The 18,528-nt window shown below is 67.3% G+C and carries 20 protein-coding genes; 15 read left to right on the plus strand and 5 right to left on the minus strand.

The genetic code is table 11. From position 1 onward, the window contains the following. Positions 1-35 precede the first annotated feature (35 nt). A complete protein-coding gene (locus GBA63_RS08430; protein ID WP_166175185.1) occupies positions 36-1,535 on the minus strand; it encodes a carboxypeptidase M32 in 1,500 nt (499 codons plus the stop codon). 121 nt (positions 1,536-1,656) lie between these two features. Here GBA63_RS08430 and GBA63_RS08435 point away from each other — a divergent pair, with 121 nt between their 5' ends. Together GBA63_RS08435 and purU are read left to right on the plus strand one after the other, a co-directional pair. Next, positions 1,657-3,030, plus strand: coding sequence for an NAD(P)/FAD-dependent oxidoreductase (locus GBA63_RS08435; RefSeq protein WP_228282377.1), 1,374 nt, complete (start codon positions 1,657-1,659; stop codon positions 3,028-3,030). 7 nt (positions 3,031-3,037) lie between these two features. Further along, the gene (gene purU, locus GBA63_RS08440; protein ID WP_166175189.1) at positions 3,038-3,889 is read left to right on the plus strand and encodes a formyltetrahydrofolate deformylase; all 852 of its coding nucleotides are present in this window, start codon (positions 3,038-3,040) and stop codon (positions 3,887-3,889) included. A gap of 47 nt (positions 3,890-3,936) precedes the next feature. On the opposite strand, the gene GBA63_RS08445 is transcribed toward purU, so the two are convergent. Both GBA63_RS08445 and GBA63_RS08450 read right to left on the minus strand, forming a co-directional pair. Then, entirely contained in the window at positions 3,937-4,569 is a 633-nt protein-coding gene (locus tag GBA63_RS08445; RefSeq protein WP_166175191.1) for a glutathione S-transferase family protein, read from the minus strand. 64 nt (positions 4,570-4,633) lie between these two features. Then, positions 4,634-5,320: an acetate uptake transporter family protein gene (locus GBA63_RS08450; protein ID WP_166175193.1), complete on the minus strand. Its 687-nt coding sequence runs from the start codon at positions 5,318-5,320 to the stop codon at positions 4,634-4,636. Between the two features lie 97 nt (positions 5,321-5,417). Between GBA63_RS08450 and hisZ the strand changes: the two genes are divergently transcribed. From hisZ to hisA, 6 genes are all read left to right on the plus strand, one after another. Continuing rightward, entirely contained in the window at positions 5,418-6,665 is a 1,248-nt protein-coding gene (hisZ, locus tag GBA63_RS08455) for an ATP phosphoribosyltransferase regulatory subunit (protein WP_166175195.1), read from the plus strand. Continuing rightward, positions 6,662-7,309, plus strand: coding sequence for an ATP phosphoribosyltransferase (hisG, locus tag GBA63_RS08460; protein ID WP_166175197.1), 648 nt, complete (start codon positions 6,662-6,664; stop codon positions 7,307-7,309). Before hisZ ends, hisG begins: the two co-directional genes overlap by 4 nt. After that, positions 7,302-8,546, plus strand: coding sequence for a histidinol dehydrogenase (hisD, locus tag GBA63_RS08465; protein ID WP_166175199.1), 1,245 nt, complete (start codon positions 7,302-7,304; stop codon positions 8,544-8,546). Before hisG ends, hisD begins: the two co-directional genes overlap by 8 nt. Positions 8,547-8,592: 46 nt before the next feature. Beyond that, positions 8,593-9,177: an imidazoleglycerol-phosphate dehydratase HisB gene (gene hisB / locus GBA63_RS08470; protein ID WP_166175201.1), complete on the plus strand. Its 585-nt coding sequence runs from the start codon at positions 8,593-8,595 to the stop codon at positions 9,175-9,177. A 153-nt stretch (positions 9,178-9,330) separates the two neighbouring features. Further along, complete coding sequence (hisH, locus tag GBA63_RS08475; protein ID WP_166175203.1) at positions 9,331-9,957, plus strand: imidazole glycerol phosphate synthase subunit HisH; 627 nt, start codon at positions 9,331-9,333, stop codon at positions 9,955-9,957. Continuing rightward, positions 9,957-10,679 (plus strand): 1-(5-phosphoribosyl)-5-[(5-phosphoribosylamino)methylideneamino]imidazole-4-carboxamide isomerase, encoded by a 723-nt coding sequence (gene hisA, locus GBA63_RS08480; protein ID WP_166175205.1) that lies wholly within the window; start codon positions 9,957-9,959, stop codon positions 10,677-10,679. Before hisH ends, hisA begins: the two co-directional genes overlap by 1 nt. Positions 10,680-10,810: 131 nt before the next feature. Here the strand turns inward: hisA and GBA63_RS08485 are convergent, their stop codons facing one another. Further along, complete coding sequence (locus tag GBA63_RS08485; RefSeq protein ID WP_166175207.1) at positions 10,811-11,119, minus strand: hypothetical protein; 309 nt, start codon at positions 11,117-11,119, stop codon at positions 10,811-10,813. Between the two features lie 64 nt (positions 11,120-11,183). Here GBA63_RS08485 and GBA63_RS08490 point away from each other — a divergent pair, with 64 nt between their 5' ends. The 5 genes from GBA63_RS08490 to GBA63_RS08510 all read left to right on the plus strand — a co-directional run bounded on the left by GBA63_RS08490 (position 11,184) and on the right by GBA63_RS08510 (position 16,113). After that, a complete protein-coding gene (locus tag GBA63_RS08490) occupies positions 11,184-13,139 on the plus strand; it encodes a transglycosylase domain-containing protein (RefSeq protein WP_166175209.1) in 1,956 nt (651 codons plus the stop codon). Between the two features lie 47 nt (positions 13,140-13,186). Further along, positions 13,187-13,435, plus strand: a complete 249-nt coding sequence (locus tag GBA63_RS08495; protein ID WP_166175211.1) for a hypothetical protein — start codon at positions 13,187-13,189, stop codon at positions 13,433-13,435. Positions 13,436-13,495: 60 nt separating this feature from the next. Next, positions 13,496-13,948: a hypothetical protein gene (locus tag GBA63_RS08500; RefSeq protein ID WP_166175213.1), complete on the plus strand. Its 453-nt coding sequence runs from the start codon at positions 13,496-13,498 to the stop codon at positions 13,946-13,948. Positions 13,949-14,228: 280 nt separating this feature from the next. Next, positions 14,229-15,674, plus strand: coding sequence for an NAD-dependent malic enzyme (locus GBA63_RS08505; RefSeq protein WP_166175215.1), 1,446 nt, complete (start codon positions 14,229-14,231; stop codon positions 15,672-15,674). A 163-nt stretch (positions 15,675-15,837) separates the two neighbouring features. Beyond that, positions 15,838-16,113 (plus strand): (2Fe-2S) ferredoxin domain-containing protein, encoded by a 276-nt coding sequence (locus GBA63_RS08510; protein ID WP_166175217.1) that lies wholly within the window; start codon positions 15,838-15,840, stop codon positions 16,111-16,113. Positions 16,114-16,145: 32 nt separating this feature from the next. Here GBA63_RS08510 and GBA63_RS08515 read toward each other — a convergent pair whose 3' ends face one another. After that, positions 16,146-17,513: an NAD(P)/FAD-dependent oxidoreductase gene (locus tag GBA63_RS08515; RefSeq protein ID WP_207957150.1), complete on the minus strand. Its 1,368-nt coding sequence runs from the start codon at positions 17,511-17,513 to the stop codon at positions 16,146-16,148. Between the two features lie 213 nt (positions 17,514-17,726). Here GBA63_RS08515 and GBA63_RS08520 point away from each other — a divergent pair, with 213 nt between their 5' ends. Together GBA63_RS08520 and GBA63_RS08525 are read left to right on the plus strand one after the other, a co-directional pair. Further along, positions 17,727-18,050: a hypothetical protein gene (locus GBA63_RS08520; protein ID WP_166175221.1), complete on the plus strand. Its 324-nt coding sequence runs from the start codon at positions 17,727-17,729 to the stop codon at positions 18,048-18,050. Between the two features lie 79 nt (positions 18,051-18,129). After that, positions 18,130-18,345, plus strand: coding sequence for a hypothetical protein (locus GBA63_RS08525; protein ID WP_166175223.1), 216 nt, complete (start codon positions 18,130-18,132; stop codon positions 18,343-18,345). Positions 18,346-18,528: the final 183 nt, after the last annotated feature.

Below are 18,528 nucleotides of genomic sequence, written 5' to 3' on the forward strand. Positions count from 1 at the left end.
TTTTTAGCTGAAAGCTGACCGCTGAAAGCTATAAGCTAAAAATCGTATAGCGCGCCGAACTTCTCCCTGAGGTAATTGAGGTACGGGGTCGTGTCGGGGGGGCGGCCGGTCGCTTTTTCGACGAGGGCTTCGGGGTCGTGTTTCTTACCGTGGCGGTGGATGTTTTCGCGGAGCCAGGCGAGGAGCGAGGTGAATTCGCCGCGTTCCATCTGGGCCGGGATGCCGGGGTGTTCTTTCAGGGCTGTTTCGAAGAGTTGCACGGAGAGGATGTTGCCCAAGGTGTAGGTTGGGAAGTAGCCGAAGTAGCCGATTGCCCAGTGGTCGTCCTGGAGGACGCCGCTGGCGTCGTCTTTCGGGGTGATACCCAGGTGCTCTTCCATCTTCGCGTTCCAGGCTTCGGGGAGGTCGGGGACGGCTAGGCTGCCTTCGACGAGGGCGACTTCGAGCTCGAAGCGCAAGACGACGTGCAGGTTGTACGTAAGCTCGTCGGCCTCTACGCGGATCTCCGACGGCGACGCCGCGTTGATCGCCCGGTAGAAGTCTTCGGGCGACGTCCCTCCCAACGCCTCGGGGAAGGCCTCCTGCAGGCGCGGGTAGAAGTGGTTCCAGAAGGGGCGCGAGCGACCGACGACGTTCTCCCACAGGCGCGACTGCGACTCGTGGATGCCCAAAGAGACGCCGCCCGAGAGGGGCGTGCGCGTGTAAGTCGGGTCGACGCCCTGCTCGTAGAGGGCATGGCCTGCTTCGTGCAGGGTTGCGAAGAGTGCCGGGGAGAGGCAGGCGGGGTCGTAGCGGGTGGTTATACGCACGTCTCCCGGCCCGCCGAAGTTTATGCAAAACGGGTGGGGCGCCCGGTCCTGCCGCCCACGCCCCCAGTCGTAGCCGAACGCGGATGCGATTGATCGGCCGAAAGCCTCCTGCCGTCCCTCGTCGAACGCGCCGCGGAGCGGGGCCGTCCGGTCGTCCGAAACAGCGGCGACTGCGCGCACCATGTCGGCCGTTCCGCGTTTGAGTTCGTCGAAGATCGGCTCCAGGCGGGCCTTTTTGGCGCCGGGCTCGTAGCGGTCGAGGAGCGCGTCGTAGGGATGATCCTCGTAACCGAGGCATTCGGCAATCTCCCGCTGCAAATCCAGGATGTTCCGCAGGTGTGGGACCAGTGCCCTGAAATCTTGGTCGGCCCGCGCCCGTCTCCAGGCCGGCTCCGCGATGGTGGTGGCGCGCGAGGTCTCCGCCACCAGCCTGGAGGGGAGCTTGGTGGCGCGTTCGTGCTCGCGGCGGGCGAGGCGCACCACGGCCTCGGCGTCCGAGCCCGGTTCCGGGTCGCCCGCGGCGTCGATCAGGCGGGCGGTCTCGTTCGAGGCGGTGATGTCGTGGGAGAGGCGGCTCAGGGTCGCGAGGGCCTCGGCCCGGGAACCGACGCCGCCGGGCGGCATGTAGGTCTGGTGGTCCCAGTGGAGGACGGAGGCCGCCGAGTCGAGGTCCGCGGCGGCGGCGAGGTAGTCGACCAGCGATCTGGTGCGTTTATCCAGGTTCATGGGGAGGGAACGTAGTGCAGGGACGGCGTCCCGTCAAGGCCGTCGATTCGTTTCCATTCGGGTGCGGGGCGCATTAGTATGTCCGGGATTGGTCGGTGAGTGTGCAAGAGGGAGGCGTGGGTTGAACCGGTTCGCAAGAGGGGCGCTCACGGCGTTGGGCGGGGCCGTCGCGGCGGAGACGCTCAGGCGCGTCGTCTTCTCGGGCAACGGCCAACGCTACGAGCCGTGGGAGCGGGCGCCGTACCGCGACTTCCCCAACCGCATCCTCATCCTCGGCGGCGGGTTCGCCGGCTACACGGCGGCCAAGAGCCTGTGCAAGATGACCCGGCGCAGGGACGACGTTGGGGTGATGGTCATCTCGCGGGAGAACTTCTTCACCTTCTGGCCCATGCTCGCCGGGTGCATCAGCAGCGACATCGACACCAAGAACGTCGCGCAGCCCTTGCGGCGGGCTCTGATCCGGGACGGCGCAAGCTTCCGCCGCGCCGAGGTCGAGGGCGTAGACCTGGAGAAGCAATGCGTCACGGCCGGCGGAAGGGAGTTCCCCTACGAGCACCTGATCGTGGCTTTGGGGGCCGAGCCGGCGTACTTCGGCATCCCCGGCGTCGAGGACCACGCCATAAGCATCAAGGGAATACGGGCCGCGGAGGAGATCCGAAACAGGGTAATAGAGCGCTACGAGGAGGCGACGCTCGCCCGCGGGGACGTCCCCGACTCGCAACTGACGTTCGTGGTGATCGGGGGCGGCGCCACGGGCGTCGAGGTCGCCGCCGAGCTGCACGGCCTCGTCCACGACGTCCTGACGCCCGACTACCCGAACATAAACCCCCACAGGGTCAAGATAGTGCTCGTAGACAGCAACGAGATGATCCTCAAAGAGCTCGACCCGGCGCTGAGGCGCACGGCGCGCAAGAAGCTCGCGGACCTGGACATCAGCGTCATCACGAAGGTCAAGGCCAGGGAGATCAAGGCCGACAGGGTGATCCTCTCGGATGGGAACGAGATCCCGACGCAGAACGCAATCTGGACGGCCGGCGCCCGCGCGAGCGAGAAGCTGGACGACCTGGACCTCCCCTCGGACGAGCGAAAGGGCCTGAAGACCGACGCCTTTATGCGGGTGGAGGGCCACGAGAACGTGTGGGGGATAGGGGACTGCGCCGCCACCGTCGAGAAGGACGGCACGCCCGTCCCGCCGAACGCCCAGGCGGCCACGCAGGAGGGTAAGGTGGTCGCAAGAAACGTCGTCTCGGCAATAGACGGCGGCGAGCCCGAGCCCTTCGACTACAAGCCGGTAGGTCAGCTCGTCGAGATCGGCAGTGACTTCGCCGTCAACCAGGTGATGAACGTCAAGTTCAGCGGCCTCATAGCCTCGCTGTTCTGGCGGGCGACGTATCTCTACAAGCTGGAGAGCCCGCAGAGCCGGGCCAGGATCGCCGCTGACTGGATACTCGACATCTTTATCGACTCGTCGGTAACCCAGATCCGGGACCGCTAGGGCGACGTTGTCTTCCAACTTGCGTCTCACCGTCTCCTGCCCCGACAGGAAGGGCCTGATCTCGGCCCTCTCCTCCTTTATCTCGATGCACGACGGCAACATCCTCTCGGCCGACCAGTACGTGAGCGACGAGGCGACCTTTTTTATGCGCCTGGAAATAGAGGGCGAAGGCTTCGGTCTCTCCCGCGACGAGTTCGCCGGCGCCTTCCGCCCCCTCGCCCGCCGTCACGGCATGGACTGGCACGTCAGCCACACCGACACCCCGAAGAAAATGGCGATCCTCGTCTCCCGCTACGACCACTGCCTGACGGACCTCCTCTGGCGCTGGGACGCAGGAGAACTCGACGCCGAGATACCGCTCGTCGTCTCGAACCATCCGGACCTCGCTCCGCGCGTCGAGGCCCACGGCATCCCCTTCCACCATCTCCCCGTGACGAAAGAGACGAAGGCCGAGCAGGAATCGCGCGTCCTGGACCTGCTCTCCGAGAACGAAGTGGACCTCGTCGTGCTGGCCCGGTACATGCAGATCCTCACACCCAAATTCGTGGACGCCTACAGGGACAGGCTCATAAACATCCACCACTCTTTCCTGCCGGCCTTCGCCGGCGCCGATCCCTACCGCAGGGCGCACGAGCGGGGCGTAAAGACGATAGGGGCGACCGCCCACTACGTCAGCGAGGAGCTCGACGCGGGCCCAATAATTCACCAGGACGTCGCCCACGTCTCCCACCGCGACACGGTGGACGACCTGGTGAGGTTGGGCCGCGAGGTCGAACGCCGCGTCCTCGCCAGGTCCGTCCGCCTGCACCTCGAAGACCGCATCCTCGTCGACGGGAATCGTACGGTCGTCTTCGAGTAGAGAGCTGTCAGCTGACAGCTGAAAGCGCGGTTCGCGTAGCGGACCGCTCAGAGGCTCTCCATTCGATACGACACCATCACGTGCTCGCGGTACGCCGGGCGTTCGGAGAGTCGGTCGTGCCAGGCTTCGAGGTTCGGCAGGGCCGGGCGGTCTATATCGAGGGTGAGGTAGCGGTAGATCGTGGGCCCGAGGGCGACGTCGCCGATGGTCGGCGAGTCGCCGGCTACGAACTCGCGGCCTTCGAGGTGGGTGTCGAGTACGTGCAGGGTGTCGGCGGTGGCTCTGACCGAGGCGGCTATCTTGTCCGGGTCTCGGTTCTCCGGGGCGGACCGGATCAGGCCGAGCACCGCGTCCTTGAAGGCCGGAAAGACCGTGCCCAGCTGGTAGTCCATCCACTTGTCCGAGAGGGCGCGGGCCTCCGGGTCTTCAGGCCACAGGAGCCCCGCCCCGTATCGGCCGGCCAGGTACCTGACGATCGTGTTCGACTCCCAGAGGTCGAAGCCGTCGTCCGAGATGAGCGGCACGAGCCCGGTCGGGTTTCGGGCAAGAAAGCCCGGTTCCTTGTTGCCCCCGTAAAGGCCGCCCATGTCGTACCGCTCGAACGGCACCCCCAACTCGCCCAGGCACCAAAGCACCTTCTGCACGTTGAGGGAGTTCGTCCTGCCGAAGACCTCGATCACGCCATCCCCTCTCCTACGCCTGCGACTCTTTTAGTCTACCGGGTGGCGGTATTGGGGCGCGACCTTAAAGCTGTTTCCGCACGCCTGCTTCGGATTCGATGGGCCCCACCTGCTCGCCGAGGTCGCCCTCGAAGGCGCGACGGGCCGCGCCGCGGCGGCCGATGGGGAGGACGGTCTTGCCCTGGAGGTCTTCGAGGCCCAGGGCGAGGCCGCCGTAGAGGGCTATGGCGGCTATCACGCAGCCGAGGACGCCGGAGGCGGTCTGCAAGGCGGTGGCCGCGGTGAGCTCGTAGAGGCCGCTCGTTGCGAAGCGGGCCGAGGCGAGGACTATGACCAGGCCGAGGAGGGGCTTGCCCAGGAGGGCGCCCGCGCCGACGAGGAGCAGGATGACGGCCAGCGAGACGGCGAGCAGGCCCTGGGTGGCGTTGGTCGAGTTCGGTGGCGCGGTCAGGTCGATCAGGCCGTTGGCGAGCCAGGAGAAGGAGATGAGGGCCATGATGGTGGCTCCGAGCGTCTCCCGGGAGAGAAAGGCGAGCACGGAGGCCAGCGCCAGCGGCGGGAAGATGAAGCCGATCTGGACGAGCGCGAGGCTCCGGGTCTCTGACGTGGGTATGATGCCCAGCTGCAAACCGCTCAGCATTAGCGACCCGGCACCGAAGGCGAAGAACGCCAGCGGCAGGGGGCTGGCCAGCGGGCGGAGCACGATGCGGGTCATGCCCTCGATCTTCTTCTGCGGGTCCCGTTCTTCCAAACTTCTCCTTCGTATATTCGCCGGCGGCAATGCATCGTAGCATCGTGCGCGCGGCTGGCCGTGAACGGCCTCTTGTATCGGTTAAGATAGCCTCCGGATGAGAGAGAAGACCCCAAGAAAGTTCTCGACCACGCCGGGCACGCGCGACGTCCTGCCCCCGGAGTCCACGCGCCTCCTGGACGTGCAGGCGGAGGTGCTGAAGCGGTTTCGCCTGCACGGTTTCAGGGAGATCGTTACGCCGGCGTTGGAGTACTCGGAGGTCATCGAGGAGCCGAAGCTCCGGGATTCGGCTTTCAAGCTTTTTGACCCGGACAACCAGATGCTCCTGTTGCGCCCCGAGGTTACGACGCCGGTCGCCCGCCTCGTCGCCCAGCGCCTGCGCAACATGCCGCCGCCGCACAAGCTCTCCTATAGCCTCCCCGTCTACAGACGCACCGGCGTCGGCCGCGGGCAGAGCGCGGAGTTCCGCCAGGCCGGGGTCGAGGCCGTCGGCTCGGCGAGCCCGGGCGAGGACGCGGGGACTATCGCCGTGCTCGTGGACGTGCTCCGAACCCTTGGCCTTCGTCCCGGTACGGACTTCGCTCTCGTGCTCGGGCAGGCGGCGTTCTACAGGGGGTATCTCAACAGCGTGGTCCCCGGGGTCGCGGCAGAGGTGCTAGCGGCGCTCGCGGACAAAGACCTCGTGAGGGTGGACGAGATCTCGTCCACCCTCCAGCCCGAGGTCGCCGCCGCCGTCAGGGAGCTACCGCGCCTCGTCGGGCCCGCCACCGACGGCGCCGTGTTGGAGCGGGCCGAGAGGTACGCGGGGGAGAGCGGGGATGCCGGGGCGGCGCTGGGGAACTTGCGGCTGATCCTGGATCACCTCGCGGCCGTCGGTTGCCTCGACGGCGTCATGCTCGACTTCGGCCTGATCGGTCGCCACGACTACTACACGGGAGCCGTCTACGAGGTCTACGCCTCGGGCCTCGGCTTCACCGTCGCAAACGGCGGCCGCTACGATAACCTTCTCCGGCGCTTCGGGGAACCGCTGCCCGCCACCGGCTTCGCCATCTCCCTCGAACGTCTGGTCTCCGTGCTTCCCGAGAGGGAACCCGCCCCGCTCGTCGTCCTCGTCGGCGCCTCCGTAGAGGCGACCCGGAAGGCGGGTGACTTGCGCGGGTTCGGTGTGCCCGTCCTGCACCTGGCCGAAGACCTGCCGCAGGCCGAGGCCGCGGACTACGCCCGCTCGGTCGAGGCTGGCTGGGTCGGATACCCGGTGCCCGAGGGCGTCAAGCTCGTCTCCACAACCGGAGAAGAACCCGGAATCGTCCCCGTCGATGCCGTTGCCGGGAGAGTGATGCGATGAGGGGTCTGCGGGTCGCCGTCCCAAAGGGCGCCATCTTCGAAGACGCCCTCGCCGCCCTCGAATCTGCCGGGATGCCGGTAGGGGTGTTGCGGGAGGACGGGCGGAGGCTCCTCTACCGGGCCGAGGGGGCCGAGTTCATCATGAGCCGGCCATCGGACGTGCCCGTATTCGTGGAGCATGGGGCCGCCGACATCGGCATCGTCGGGAAGGACGTGCTCGACGAGCAGCAGCCGAACGTGATGGAGCTTCGGGACCTCGGGACCGGGGCCTGCCAGATGGTGCTCGCCGCGCCGCGAGAGAACGTGGAGGTCGTGCGGAGCGCCATCTCGCACGCCGAAGTGGTCCGCGTCGGTACGAAGTTCCCCAACGTCGCCCGCCGCTACTTCGAGGGGATGGGCAGGCAGGCCGAGGTAATAGAGTTGCACGGCTCCGTGGAGCTCGCGCCGCTCGTGGGGCTCGCCGAGTGCATAGTCGACCTGACCGCGACGGGCACGACGTTGCGGGAGAACGATCTTGTGGTCATGGACGAGATCTCCTCCTCCACCGCCCGCCTGATCGCCAACCGCGGCTCCTACCGCCTGCGGCACCCGGAGGTCGCGGCCCTGGTCGAAGCCATGCAAAGAAACGGAGACCGCGTTGGTTGAGAAGATAGACGCCCGCGGCAAGAGCGCGGCCGAGATCGTCGGAAGATTGCGCCGCCCGGACGGCTTTCTCTCCGTTCGAATACGAGGGGCCGCCAGGGGCATCGTCGAGGGGGTGCGCGAGGGGGGCGACGCGGCGCTGCTCGATTACACCGAACGCTTCGACGGCGTGCGCCCGGAGAACGTCCGGGTGCCGGCCGAGGAGATCGAGAGCGCCAGAGACTCCCTCTCTCCCGAACTCAAGGACAGCTTCGCCTTTGCGATAGAGAACGTGCGGGCGTTCCACAAGCGGGAGCTTGGGCGTGGGTGGGAGATGCACAGAAACGGCGCCACCGTGGGCCAGAGGGTGCGACCCATCAGGAGCGCGGGCCTCTACGTCCCTGGCGGGCACGGGGCCTACCCGAGCACGCTCGTCATGTCCGCCGTCCCGGCCCAGGTGGCGGGGGTGGGGGAGATCCGGGTCTGCACCCCGCCGGGAACCGACGGCACCGCCGACGAGAGCGTGCTCGCCGTCGCCGGCCTTCTCGGCCTGGACGAGGTCTACGCCCTCGGCGGGGCGCAGGCCGTCGGCGCCCTGGCGTTCGGGACCGAGACCGTTAGGCGGGTGGACAAGATAGTCGGCCCCGGCAACGACTACGTGACGGCGGCGAAGCTAGAGGTCTTCGGCGTGGTCGGCATCGACGCGCCGCAGGGGCCTAGCGAGGTGATGGTCCTTGCCGACGCCGGCGCCTTCCCCGAGCGGGTCGCCCGCGACCTCATGGCCCAGGCCGAGCACCTCTCCGGCGCCTCAGCCGTGCTCCTCACCCCGAGTGAGGAGCTCATACGCGGCGTCGAGCCGCTCCTCTCCGGGGAACCATCAGAGCTAATCACGCTCGTCAGGGTACGGAACAACGCGCAGGCCGTCGAGATCTCCAACGCGTACGCCCCCGAGCACGCGCACGTGATCTCCGAGGACCACGAGGCGATCCTCCAGGACCTCGACGCCGTCGGCATGGTCGCCGTCGGCGATTTCAGCCCCGTTGCCCTCGGCGACTACGCCGCCGGCCCGTCCCACGCGCTGCCTTCGGGCGGCGCCGCCACCTGGGCCTCGGCCCTCGGCACCCGCGACTTCGTGGCGCACACAAACTACATCCACTTCACGAGGGACGCGCTGGGCGAGATCGGACCGCACGTACAACGCCTCGCCCGCCTGGAAGGCTTCGAGAACCACGCCGAGAGCGTCAGCGTCCGGATGAAGTGAGCCGTCGGTTAGAATGCCGGCGGGCAGATAAACCAGAAGGAGCGGGATGTCACGAACGGGCAGCGCGGAGCGGAAGACGGGCGAGACCTTCGTCAGGGTCGGCCTGGAATTGGACGGTACCGGCCGGGTCGATGTGGCCACCGGCGTCGGTTTCCTCGACCACCTCCTGCACCTGCTCGCCCACCACTCCGGCATGGACCTTACGGTCGAGGCGAAGGGCGACACCTGGGTAGACGACCACCACACCGTCGAAGACACGGGCCTGGTGCTCGGCCGCGCCTTCGACGAGGCGCTCGGGGACCGCGCGAACCTCGTCCGGTTCGCCGACGCGAGCGCCCCGCTCATCGAAGCCCTCTCGACGGTAGTGGTCGATCTCGGCGCCAGGAGCCACCTCACCTGCAACCTCGGGCCGATGCCCGAGAAGATCGGCACCTTCGACACCGAGCTGTTCCAGGAGTTCCTGCGCGCCTTCACCCAGTACGGCCGCTTCACCCTCCACGTAAACTGCCACTACGGCGAGAACGCCCACCACAAAGTGGAGTCGGGGGTTAAAGCGCTGGCGGTCGCGCTTCGGGCGGGCATCGCGACGCGGACGGGCGGCAGCGCCTCGACGAAGGGGGTTGTTGATTAGCTATCAGCTATCAGCTTTCAGCGGTCAGCCAGGAGCCTGTCTAGACCGGGGTTTCTTACGCCCGGGCAAAGGCCTGTCCGGGCGCTGCGGTTTCGGCGGGTTGCCGAACAGGAGAACCGGGGGATCAAGCCCGAAGCCGAAGGCTGATAGCTGATGGCTGAAAGGTTGAACGTCGCCGTCATCGACTACGACGCGGGCAACACCCTCTCCGTGACGCGGGCGTTGGAGAAGGTGGGTGCCCGCGTGGATCTTACGTCAGACCCGGAGCGGGTGGGGGGCGCGGATGTGGTGGTGCTGCCCGGGGTCGGGGCCTTTGGGGACTGCATGAAGAAGCTGCGGGAGAGGGGGATGGACGTTGCCTGCGGGGAGGCGTTTCGTTCCGGTAAGCCTTTTCTCGGCGTGTGCGTGGCGCTGCAGGTGATCTTCGACGATTCGGAGGAGTCGCCCGGTGCGGAGGGACTCGGCCTGCTTCCTGGGAGCGTTCGCCGCTTCGAAGCCGGGGACCTCAAGGTTCCTCATATGGGATGGAACGAGTTGCGGCTGGTGCGGGAGCACCCGGTTCTGGATGGGCTCGACGGGGAGGACTTCTACTTCGTGCACTCGTATTACCCCGAGCCCGCGGAGGCGGCGGACCTTCTGGGGGAGACGGAGTACGGGGTGCGCTTCTGCGCGGTGGCGGGGCGGGAGAACCTGGTGGCGGTGCAGTTTCACCCCGAGAAGAGCAGCCGGGCCGGCCTGAGGCTCTACGAGAACTTTCTGTCCTGGTCGAGGACCCTCTGATGGATTTCACCGTTTACCCGGCGATAGATTTGCGGGGCGGCAAGTGTGTTCGGCTCGTGCAGGGGGATTTTGGCCGGTCAAAGGAGTACGACGCCGACCCCGTGGAGCGGGCCCGCGAGTGGGAGCGGCGGGGGGCCGGGGCGATCCACGTCGTCGACCTCGACGGCGCGAAAGAGGGCCGTCCCGTTCAGGCCGAACTGGTCGGCCGGATCTCCGGCGCCGTTGGCGTCCCGCTCCAGGTCGGCGGCGGCATCAGAACCCTCGATGACCTCGCGCTGCTCCGGCGCTCGGGCGCCTCGCGCGTCGTCGTGGGGACGGCAGCCGTGGAGGACCGGGAGCTGCGCCTGCGGGCCGTCGAGGAGCTCGGACCTTCGCTCGTCGTGGCCCTCGATGCCCGCGACGGGGTGGTCGCCACCCACGGCTGGCAGCGGTCGAGCGGGGTCCCCGTGCTGGAGCTTGCGGAGGAGATCTCCGAAGACGGCGTCGCGTCCGTCCTCTACACCGACGTCGCCCGCGACGGCGTGGGTACGGGCGCCGCCCTCGAAGACACCGCCGCCCTCGCCCGCATCATACCCACTATCGCCAGCGGCGGCGTCCGGGACGCGGGAGACGTGGCCGCTCTGTCCAGGCTCGACGGCGTGGTAGGCGTGATCGTCGGCACCGCCCTCTACGAAGAACGCGTAACGCTGGAAGACCTTCTCCGCGCCGCGAACCAGGGTTGAAGCTGTCAGCTCTCAGCGATCAGCTCTCAGCCAGGAGCAAAAAAGTCGATCGCTGAGAGCGGAGGCGGAGCCGGAGCGGGCTGATAGCTGATGGCGCGGGTTGCAGTGGCTCAGTGTCACTGCGAACCGCTTTAAATTTCCAGCGTGGAGACCTTCGTCTGGCCGCCCTCGTATTTTGCGGCCTGGATGGTGCGCCAAAAGAGTTGGGCCAGGGCCTCGTCGGTCGGCTGCGGCAGGCCGGGATGGTTCTCGGAGATGGTGGCCCGTGAGGCCTCGGTCGCGGCGTCGAGGGCGGCGTTGATCTCGTACGCCCTGGCGGCCTGGTACTTTACGTGGAGGATCTGTGGCGGGGCTTCTCCGGCCGAGAAGCGCAGTTCGTACTCTTCGGTGCGGCTCTCCTGGTCTCCGGTGCGCCTGGCGGCGCAGATCAAATCTGGCATCGGCACATCCTAGCATCACCCCCGGTCCGGTGGCCGTTGGGTTAGACTAGTCGCCGGAGGGCAGGTGAACGACTGGTTCGAGACAGGCAAGAAGGCCAGGGGCAAACCGCGCCCCGGTCTCTTCGTGCGCGGTTTGCGCACCGCGTTCAATACCGCCCTGATCCTGGGCGCCTCCGCCGTTATCGGGGTGTTGGGCCTCTACCTCTTCGTCGTGCAACAGTACGAGGAAGGCCTCGCGAGGCGGCAGCCGGAGCTCGTGCAAGACTCCTACGTCTACGACGCGCAAGGTGAGAGGATCGGCGCGTTCCGGGCCGTAGAGAGCCGCGAGACCGTCGGCTTCGAGGGCCTGGGGGATCGGATCCCGGCCGCCGTCGTCGCCGTCGAGGACCGCAGGTTTTACGAGCACTTCGGCGTCGACTTCGAGGGCTTGGGGCGGGCGGCCTGGACGGACCTTCGGGCCTGGGAGGTGCAGGAGGGGGGCTCTACCATAAGCGAGCAGCTGATGAAGAACCTCTTCGTCGAGGAGGACGAGCGGCTCGACGTCTCGTTCTGGCGCCGCTTCGTGCAGTCCTCGCTCGCCTTCTCCTACGAGCGGCGCCACTCCAAGGAGGAGATCCTGACCGCGTACCTGAACGCCGTCTACTTCGGTGACGGGGCATACGGTGCCGAGCGGGCCGCCGAGCAGTACTTCGGCAAGGACGCCGACGAGGTGACGCTCTCGGAGGCCGCCGCCCTCGCCGGCTTCCTGCACGCCCCCTCGACCTACACCACCTGGGAGGGCGAGCCGCTCGTCGAGCAGGCCACCGCCCGCCGCGACAGGGTGCTAGGCCTCATGCTGGAGCAGGGCATGATCTCCGCCGCCGAGCACCGCGAGGCGGTCTCCGAGGACCTCCAGTTCGCCCCCGACCCTCCCCCAGAAGACCCGGCCTACGCGCCCTTCGTCGAGAAGGTGCGCGAGGAGGTCGAGGAGAAAGCCGGTGCCGAGGCCGTTCGCCTGGGCGGCCTTCGCGTCCACACCACCCTCGACCCCGACCTCCAGCACGCCGCCGTCGAGGAGTCGGAAAGGGTCCTCGACGAACCCGACGACCCCTCCGCGGCGGTCGTGACCGTGGAGCCCCAGAGCGGCGCGATCAGGGCCCTGGCCGGTCAGGAGGGGGACTTCAACCTGGCGCTCCACGCGCGCCGCCAGCCGGGCAGCTCCTTCAAGCCCTTCGTGCTCGCCGCCGCGCTCAAGAAGGACGTCTCCCCGGAGAGCACGTACTTCTCCCAGGACCTCAACTTCAGTTTCCAGGACGAGTACTACGCCATAGAGAACTACGACTCGGTGGAGCGGGGCGAGATCTCGATCCGCGAAGCGATGGCCGAATCCGACAACACCGTTTTCGTCCAGCTGGCCGCGGACGTCGGCCTCGATCGGGTCGCCCGAACGGCAAGAGAACTCGGCATAACCACGAAGGTCGAGGCCTACCCTTCCACGGCGATAGGCGGTCTCGGCGAGGGGGTGAGCCCGCTCGACATGGCCTCCGCCTACTCGACCTTCGCGGGCAGCGGCATCCATCGCGAACCTTACGCCGTCGGGCTCGTCGAGCGGGTGGATTACGGAAGGCGCGAGACGCCGTTCGAGCACCGCATCGGCGGGAGGCGCGTGCTCACGGGGAACCAGGCCGCGATCGCGACGGGCGTCCTGCGGGGCGTGGTCGAAGACGGAACGGCGAGCATGTACCACGACCTGGACGAGGAGATAGGACGCCCCTCAGCCGGCAAGACGGGCACCACCGACGACTTCGTTGACGCCTGGTACGTCGGCTACACGCCCCGCCTCTGCACCTCCGTCTGGGTGGGCTACCCGGAAGGCAGGCGCTCGATGGTCGGCGTCCACGGCCTCGAAGAACCGAACGGCGAGAGGCTGCCCATGGACATCTGGTCCTCCTACATGGACCGCGCGACCGAGGGCGACCTCGCCCTCGAGTTCCCGGAGGCCGACACCTCAGAACTAGAGATCTCTTACGGCGGCATGTAGCGTCCCGCCTTACACTCCAACCCCTGCCACGCTTCGAGAGGAGAACCATGACGAGCGGCAACATCCAGATGGGCCCCGACCCCGACGAGGTGCGCGACGCCCTGAACGCGGCCCTGCGCGACGACCCGGCCTTGCGCGAACGCACCAGCGAACAGGTGGCCACCGAACTCGCCGGCAGGGGCTACCTGCAAGAAGAACCGGACCCCGTCCTCGTCGCCGAGACGCTTGGCACGCCTGACCCCGACGGGCCCGACGACGGCCCTGGCGAAGAGACCGAAGCGGCGAGCCCGACGTAGGGGTTGTAGCCGTCAGCTTTCGGCGGTCAGCTTTCAGCTTGGATTACAATGAGGTCCGGCATGGACCTGGATAGGCTCTACGGGGGATCCTTTATAGACTGGGAGGCGGTCGCCGCCTCCTGGAACAAGCGCACCGTCCCCTCCCGCCTCCTCCTCTTCGCCGCCCGCCGCTACCTCGGAGAACGGCCCGCCGCGACGGACGGGACGCGGGCCGCGACGCTGGAACCCGTCTCCCTGCCGGACGAGATAAAACGCGCCTATGCCGCACCCCCGGCTACGGAGGGAGACGCGGCCCGCCTGTGGGGCGAGTTCGTCGACTCCGCCGTCGCCGCCGAACTCGAAATGGTCTCCTACGGCGAGCGCCCCCCGCTCCTGCACGAGCTCCGAAACGGCCTCTCCCAGGCCGCCGACGAGGCCGGAAGAAGCTCCGAGAGGGGCAGGTGGTTTATGCGGCGCCACGACGCGCTCCCGGGAACGGACCTGCCCGACTCCCCCGAATATCTGCCGATATAGCTTGTCAGCCCGGCGCTTCGCGCCTCGTCAGCCCGCTTCGGCCTGTCAGCCAGTCGTCCGTACACGGTACGGTTTCCGGCACCCGAAACGCTTCGCAAGGCGCTGCCCGATTGGGCCATGGGCGGCGAGAAGCTGACGGGCTGAGAGCGAGGGCCGCAAGGCCCTAAGCGTGCCGAGAGCGGAGGCGCAGCCGGAGCGTGCTGAAAGCTGCGAAGCAGCGTGCTAAATTCGGCGGGTGGAGCGCCGCGTGGGGCGGGCTCACTAGGGAGAGGAAGATTCGATGGAGTCCATACCGAGCGCCAGCTACAGTTTTACCTTGCGGGTCGAGTTTCCGCACCGGGCGGGGTCGCTCGGCAAGATCCTGACCGCCATCGGGGAGGCCGACGGGATGGTAGGGGCGGTCGACATCGTCAGGATGCGGGAGGACAGGACCGTTCGCGACATCACCGTGAACGCCCGCGACTCCGAGCACGGCCAGAGCGTCGTCGAGGCCGTAGAGGGGCTGCCCGAGGTCAGCGTCGTAAATGTCTCCGACAGGACCTTCCTGATGCACATCGGGGGCAAGATCGAGGTCCGCTCGAAGCTCCAGATCCGGACCCGCGACGACCTCTCTATGGTCTACACGCCGGGCGTCGCGAGGGTGTGCCGGGCGATCCACGACGACCCCGAACGGGCCTTCAACCTCACCATAAAGCGTAACACCGTGGCGGTAGTCTCGGACGGGACGGCCGTCCTCGGCCTCGGGGACATAGGCCCCAGGGCCGCGATGCCCGTGATGGAGGGTAAGGCCGCCCTCTTCAAGCAGTTCGCCAACGTCGACGCGTTCCCGATCTGCCTCGACACCAAGGACACGGACGAGATCGTCGCAACCGTCAAGGCCCTCGCCCCCGGTTTCGGCGGCATAAACCTCGAAGACATCTCGGCCCCGCGATGCTTCGAGATCGAAGAACGCCTGAAGAAGGACCTGGACATCCCCGTCTTCCACGACGACCAGCACGGCACGGCCGTCGTCGTCCTCGCCGCCCTCATAAACTCGCTGAAGATAGTGGGCAAGAAGGTGGAGGACCTGCGCCTGGTCGTGAACGGCGTGGGGGCTTCCGGGGTGGCGTGCGCCAAGATCATAATGGCGGCCGGCGCCACGAACGTCGTCGGCTGCGACTCAAAGGGCATAGTCCACGAGGGCCGCGAGGACCTGAACCCGGCCAAGCGCTGGTTCGCCGAGAACACCAACCCCGAGGGACGCACGGGGGATCTGGCCGAGGCCGTCCGGGGCGCCGACCTGTTCCTAGGCCTCTCCGCCCCGAACGTGCTCACCGTGGACGACCTCAAGACGATGAACGAGGACCCCATAATCTTCGCCATGGCGAACCCCGACCCGGAGATACGCCCCGAGGACGCGATGGGTCACGCCAGGATCATCGCCACGGGCCGCAGCGACTACCCGAACCAGATCAACAACGTCCTCTGCTTCCCCGGTATCTTCCGCGGCGCCCTCGACGTCCGCGCCCGCGAGATAGATGAGGGGATGAAGCTTGCCGCCGCCAACGCCATGGCCGAGGTTATCCCCGAAGAAGACCTCTCCGAAGACTACATAATCCCCTCCGTCTTCGACGAACGCGTCGCCCCCGCGGTCGCCGAAGCCGTCTCCGAGAAAGCGAAAGAGACGGGCATGGCACGCCGCATACAGGATCGCGCCGAAACCGGGCTCTCCGCGACGACGTTCTGAGGAGGTTTCAGGCATCAGGTTCCAGGTAAGGGGAAGACGCGACTTTCTCCTGGCCCCTTTCGGGGAGGAGTCTTGCGCGACCAGAGGTTGCGCCCAAGACTCCTGCAGCCTGAAACCTGATGCCTTCACTGGACTTGTCTCCGGCGCGGCATAGAATCTCTTCATGACGGCTTTTCGCCAGATTTTTGTTTGCGCCACGCCCGGGGAGGGACGCTGCGGCGCGAAGGGAGGCGAAGAGTTGCTCGAAGCCTTCAGGAGCGAAGTGGAGAGGCGCGGGGTGTCTTCGTCCACCATCCTTCGCAACGCCTGCACGCGCCGGCACGAGGAGGGTCCCGTCGTCTTCGTCTTCCCGGACGACGTCTGGTACACCCGCGTCACGCCTGACGAGGTCCCGCGGATCGTCGAGCGGCACCTGTCTCCATTTCGGGTGGAATCCTAGCCTGACGGCCTGTTCCTGCGTGTCCGGTCTGGCTAACGCTCATCCTTTTCTTGCTCACCGCTGAAAGCTGAAGGCTGAGAGCTGTCTGTCCCATCGCTCCCGAACCCGAGGCGTCCGATCGTCCTCTCCATGGCCCAGTCCGCGCCGGTGAGCAGCCTGTCACGGCGGCTCTTTATGTAGTAGAGAAAGACGCTTCGGTAGAGGGCCTGGGCCGCGGGCCCTCGTAGCTTGAGGCCCACCGCGTCGGCCACGCCGCTCTCGGGGCCGAGGCTCACGACGTAGCCCCGGTCGAAGAAGCGGAAGGGTGGGCGGCCCCTGCGGCTGCCGGCGCCCCGCAGCCGCCTCTTGAGGTCGCGGGCGGTCCACGGTCCTTGCTGCACGGCGACGGAGGCCGTGGGGGGCAGGGGACCGAGCTTCGGGTGGAAGTAGTTGCCGGCGTCCCCGAGGACGTAGACTTCGGGGTGATCCGGCAAAGTCAGGTGCTCGTCTACGCCGACGCGCCCGGACGCGTCGTGCTTACCAGGAAGGTCGCGGACGAGCGGCGAGGCCTCCACACCCGCCGCCCAGACGCGCGTTGCGGCGGGCAGGAACTCGTCCCCGAACCACACGCCGGACCCTGTCGCCCCGTCCACCGGGGCGTTCAGGCGGACCTCGACGCCCAGGTTGGCCAGGGTCTGTTGGGCAACGCGGTCGAAGTACGGGTCGAGCCAGCCCATCAGCCGGTCGGCCGCCTCGAAGAGGACCACCCGCGGCTCCTCGCGGGGGCGCCGGTGCGAGCGCTTCTTGAGGTAGTCGAAGAGCGCCGCGAGCTCCGCGGCGAGCTCGACGCCGGTCGCCCCGCCGCCGATGACCGCCACCGTGAGGGCGCCGGGCGGCACGGGACGCGGGCCGGCGGACCCGTTCCAGGCCCTGGCGAGACCGTCGCGCAGGGTCAGCGCGTCCTTCACGCTCCAGAACGTCTGGGTGTGGTCTCTTAGGGGCCCGGGCGGCTGCGTCGCGACGCTGCCGGGGTTGAGCACGAGGTACTCGTATCCGACCACGCCCTCCGAGGTGTGGAGGACCCTCTCGTCGAGGTCCAGGCCGGTGACCTCGGCCCGGAGGAAAGTACACGCGCCGCGGCAGAGGGGGGAAATGGGAGACCGGACGCTCCCGGGGTGGACGCGGCCGACCGCGACCTCGTGGGCCAGGGGCACGAACTCCCACTCCTCTCGGCGGTCGACGAGAAGTGTCTCGCCCGGCTTCTTCAGGGCGGGGGGCAGGTGCCTGAGCAGGGACGCACCCGCAAACCCGGCACCGACGATCACGACGCGCGCACCCCGGTCCACGCGCAAGGACCGGGCCGTTCTGCCGGACGTTGCCTCCACGTTCGACGGTGGTCGGTTTCCGGGGGTTTCGGGCAAGGCTTATCTCCATTCATGGCCTGCTCGCGGCGACAGTAGAAGTATACAGCGGCGCGTGCAGGCCTAGACTGCGCCCCGTCACGCGACGGGGGTTTACAAAACGGATCGCCGAACGTAGACTGCACGGACCGTCGTCGTATGGGGCGTCGGCGGTACAAGGGGTTTTGGCAGTGGAACGGGGAATTGCCCCTTCCGGGGCTAGAAAGGGAAAGAGTGATAAAGGAGGAAGCGGGGGCCGGGGACATCATCCCCGGGCTTATAGTCAGGCATACCAACCGGCGCCTGGGTAAACTCGACGCCTGCGAGGCGTGCGAGCGTTTGATCTCGGGCAAGATCTCCTTCTCCGAGTTCGTCGACCAGATCGGAGACCGATACACGGAGATCCTCGACTTCATGATGGAACACGACCTCCACCCGGGCCGCCCGGAGGAGGTCCTTTTTTGCATCGATTGCCACGCGGATCTCTCCGCCCGCAACGTCCTGCGCGCGCAACTGTCCTACCTCTACGGCTACGAGGGCAAGGCCGCCACGGGGTAGACTCGGGCCGTACCGGGTAGTAAACGTACCCACGCCCCCAGGGGCACAGTGCAGGCGAGAGACGGGAAGGCCCCAAACCGTGAACGACGATACCCAGAAGCGTCTTATCTCCATCCTCTCGACGGCCATCGCGTTCGTCCTGGCGAGCCGGCTGGCCGAGAGGTTCATAAAAGAGCCGGAGGTGCGCGGCGTGCGCGACGACGCCAAAGAGGCGCTGCTCCAGGCGTCGTTCTCCCTGGCCTCGACGATAGTCGCCTCGTTCATCATCCGCCGGGTGGTCGGCAGCCGCTGGTAGAGCGGGGATCGGAAGCTCAAGCTTCCGATCCCCGCGCGGTCAGCTATCGGCGCGCTCCGGCTTCGCCTTCGCTTTCAGCCGTCAGCTTTTTTGGTCTTGCTGAGAGCTGAAAGCTGACCGCTGAAAGCTACTACGAACACGTCAGTCCACTCACCGGGCTGCGCACATTTGCGTTATTATTGC

Source organism: Rubrobacter tropicus (assembly GCF_011492945.1).
GTDB classification, from domain to species: Bacteria; Actinomycetota; Rubrobacteria; order Rubrobacterales; family Rubrobacteraceae; genus Rubrobacter_D; species Rubrobacter_D tropicus.

Excerpts from the sequence above, each read along its gene's own strand:
- hisG (WP_166175197.1), top strand. The coding sequence starts at position 6,662 with ATGAGGGGTCTGCGGGTCGCCGTCCCAAAGGGCGCCATCTTCGAAGAC.
- GBA63_RS08430 (WP_166175185.1), bottom strand. The coding sequence starts at position 1,535 with ATGAACCTGGATAAACGCACCAGATCGCTGGTCGACTACCTCGCCGCC.
- hisB (WP_166175201.1), top strand. The coding sequence starts at position 8,593 with ATGTCACGAACGGGCAGCGCGGAGCGGAAGACGGGCGAGACCTTCGTC.
- GBA63_RS08495 (WP_166175211.1), top strand. The coding sequence starts at position 13,187 with ATGACGAGCGGCAACATCCAGATGGGCCCCGACCCCGACGAGGTGCGC.
- GBA63_RS08510 (WP_166175217.1), top strand. The coding sequence starts at position 15,838 with ATGACGGCTTTTCGCCAGATTTTTGTTTGCGCCACGCCCGGGGAGGGA.
- hisA (WP_166175205.1), top strand. The coding sequence starts at position 9,957 with ATGGATTTCACCGTTTACCCGGCGATAGATTTGCGGGGCGGCAAGTGT.
- hisH (WP_166175203.1), top strand. The coding sequence starts at position 9,331 with ATGGCTGAAAGGTTGAACGTCGCCGTCATCGACTACGACGCGGGCAAC.
- GBA63_RS08485 (WP_166175207.1), bottom strand. The coding sequence starts at position 11,119 with ATGCCAGATTTGATCTGCGCCGCCAGGCGCACCGGAGACCAGGAGAGC.
- GBA63_RS08505 (WP_166175215.1), top strand. The coding sequence starts at position 14,229 with ATGGAGTCCATACCGAGCGCCAGCTACAGTTTTACCTTGCGGGTCGAG.
- GBA63_RS08500 (WP_166175213.1), top strand. The coding sequence starts at position 13,496 with ATGGACCTGGATAGGCTCTACGGGGGATCCTTTATAGACTGGGAGGCG.
- hisZ (WP_166175195.1), top strand. The coding sequence starts at position 5,418 with ATGAGAGAGAAGACCCCAAGAAAGTTCTCGACCACGCCGGGCACGCGC.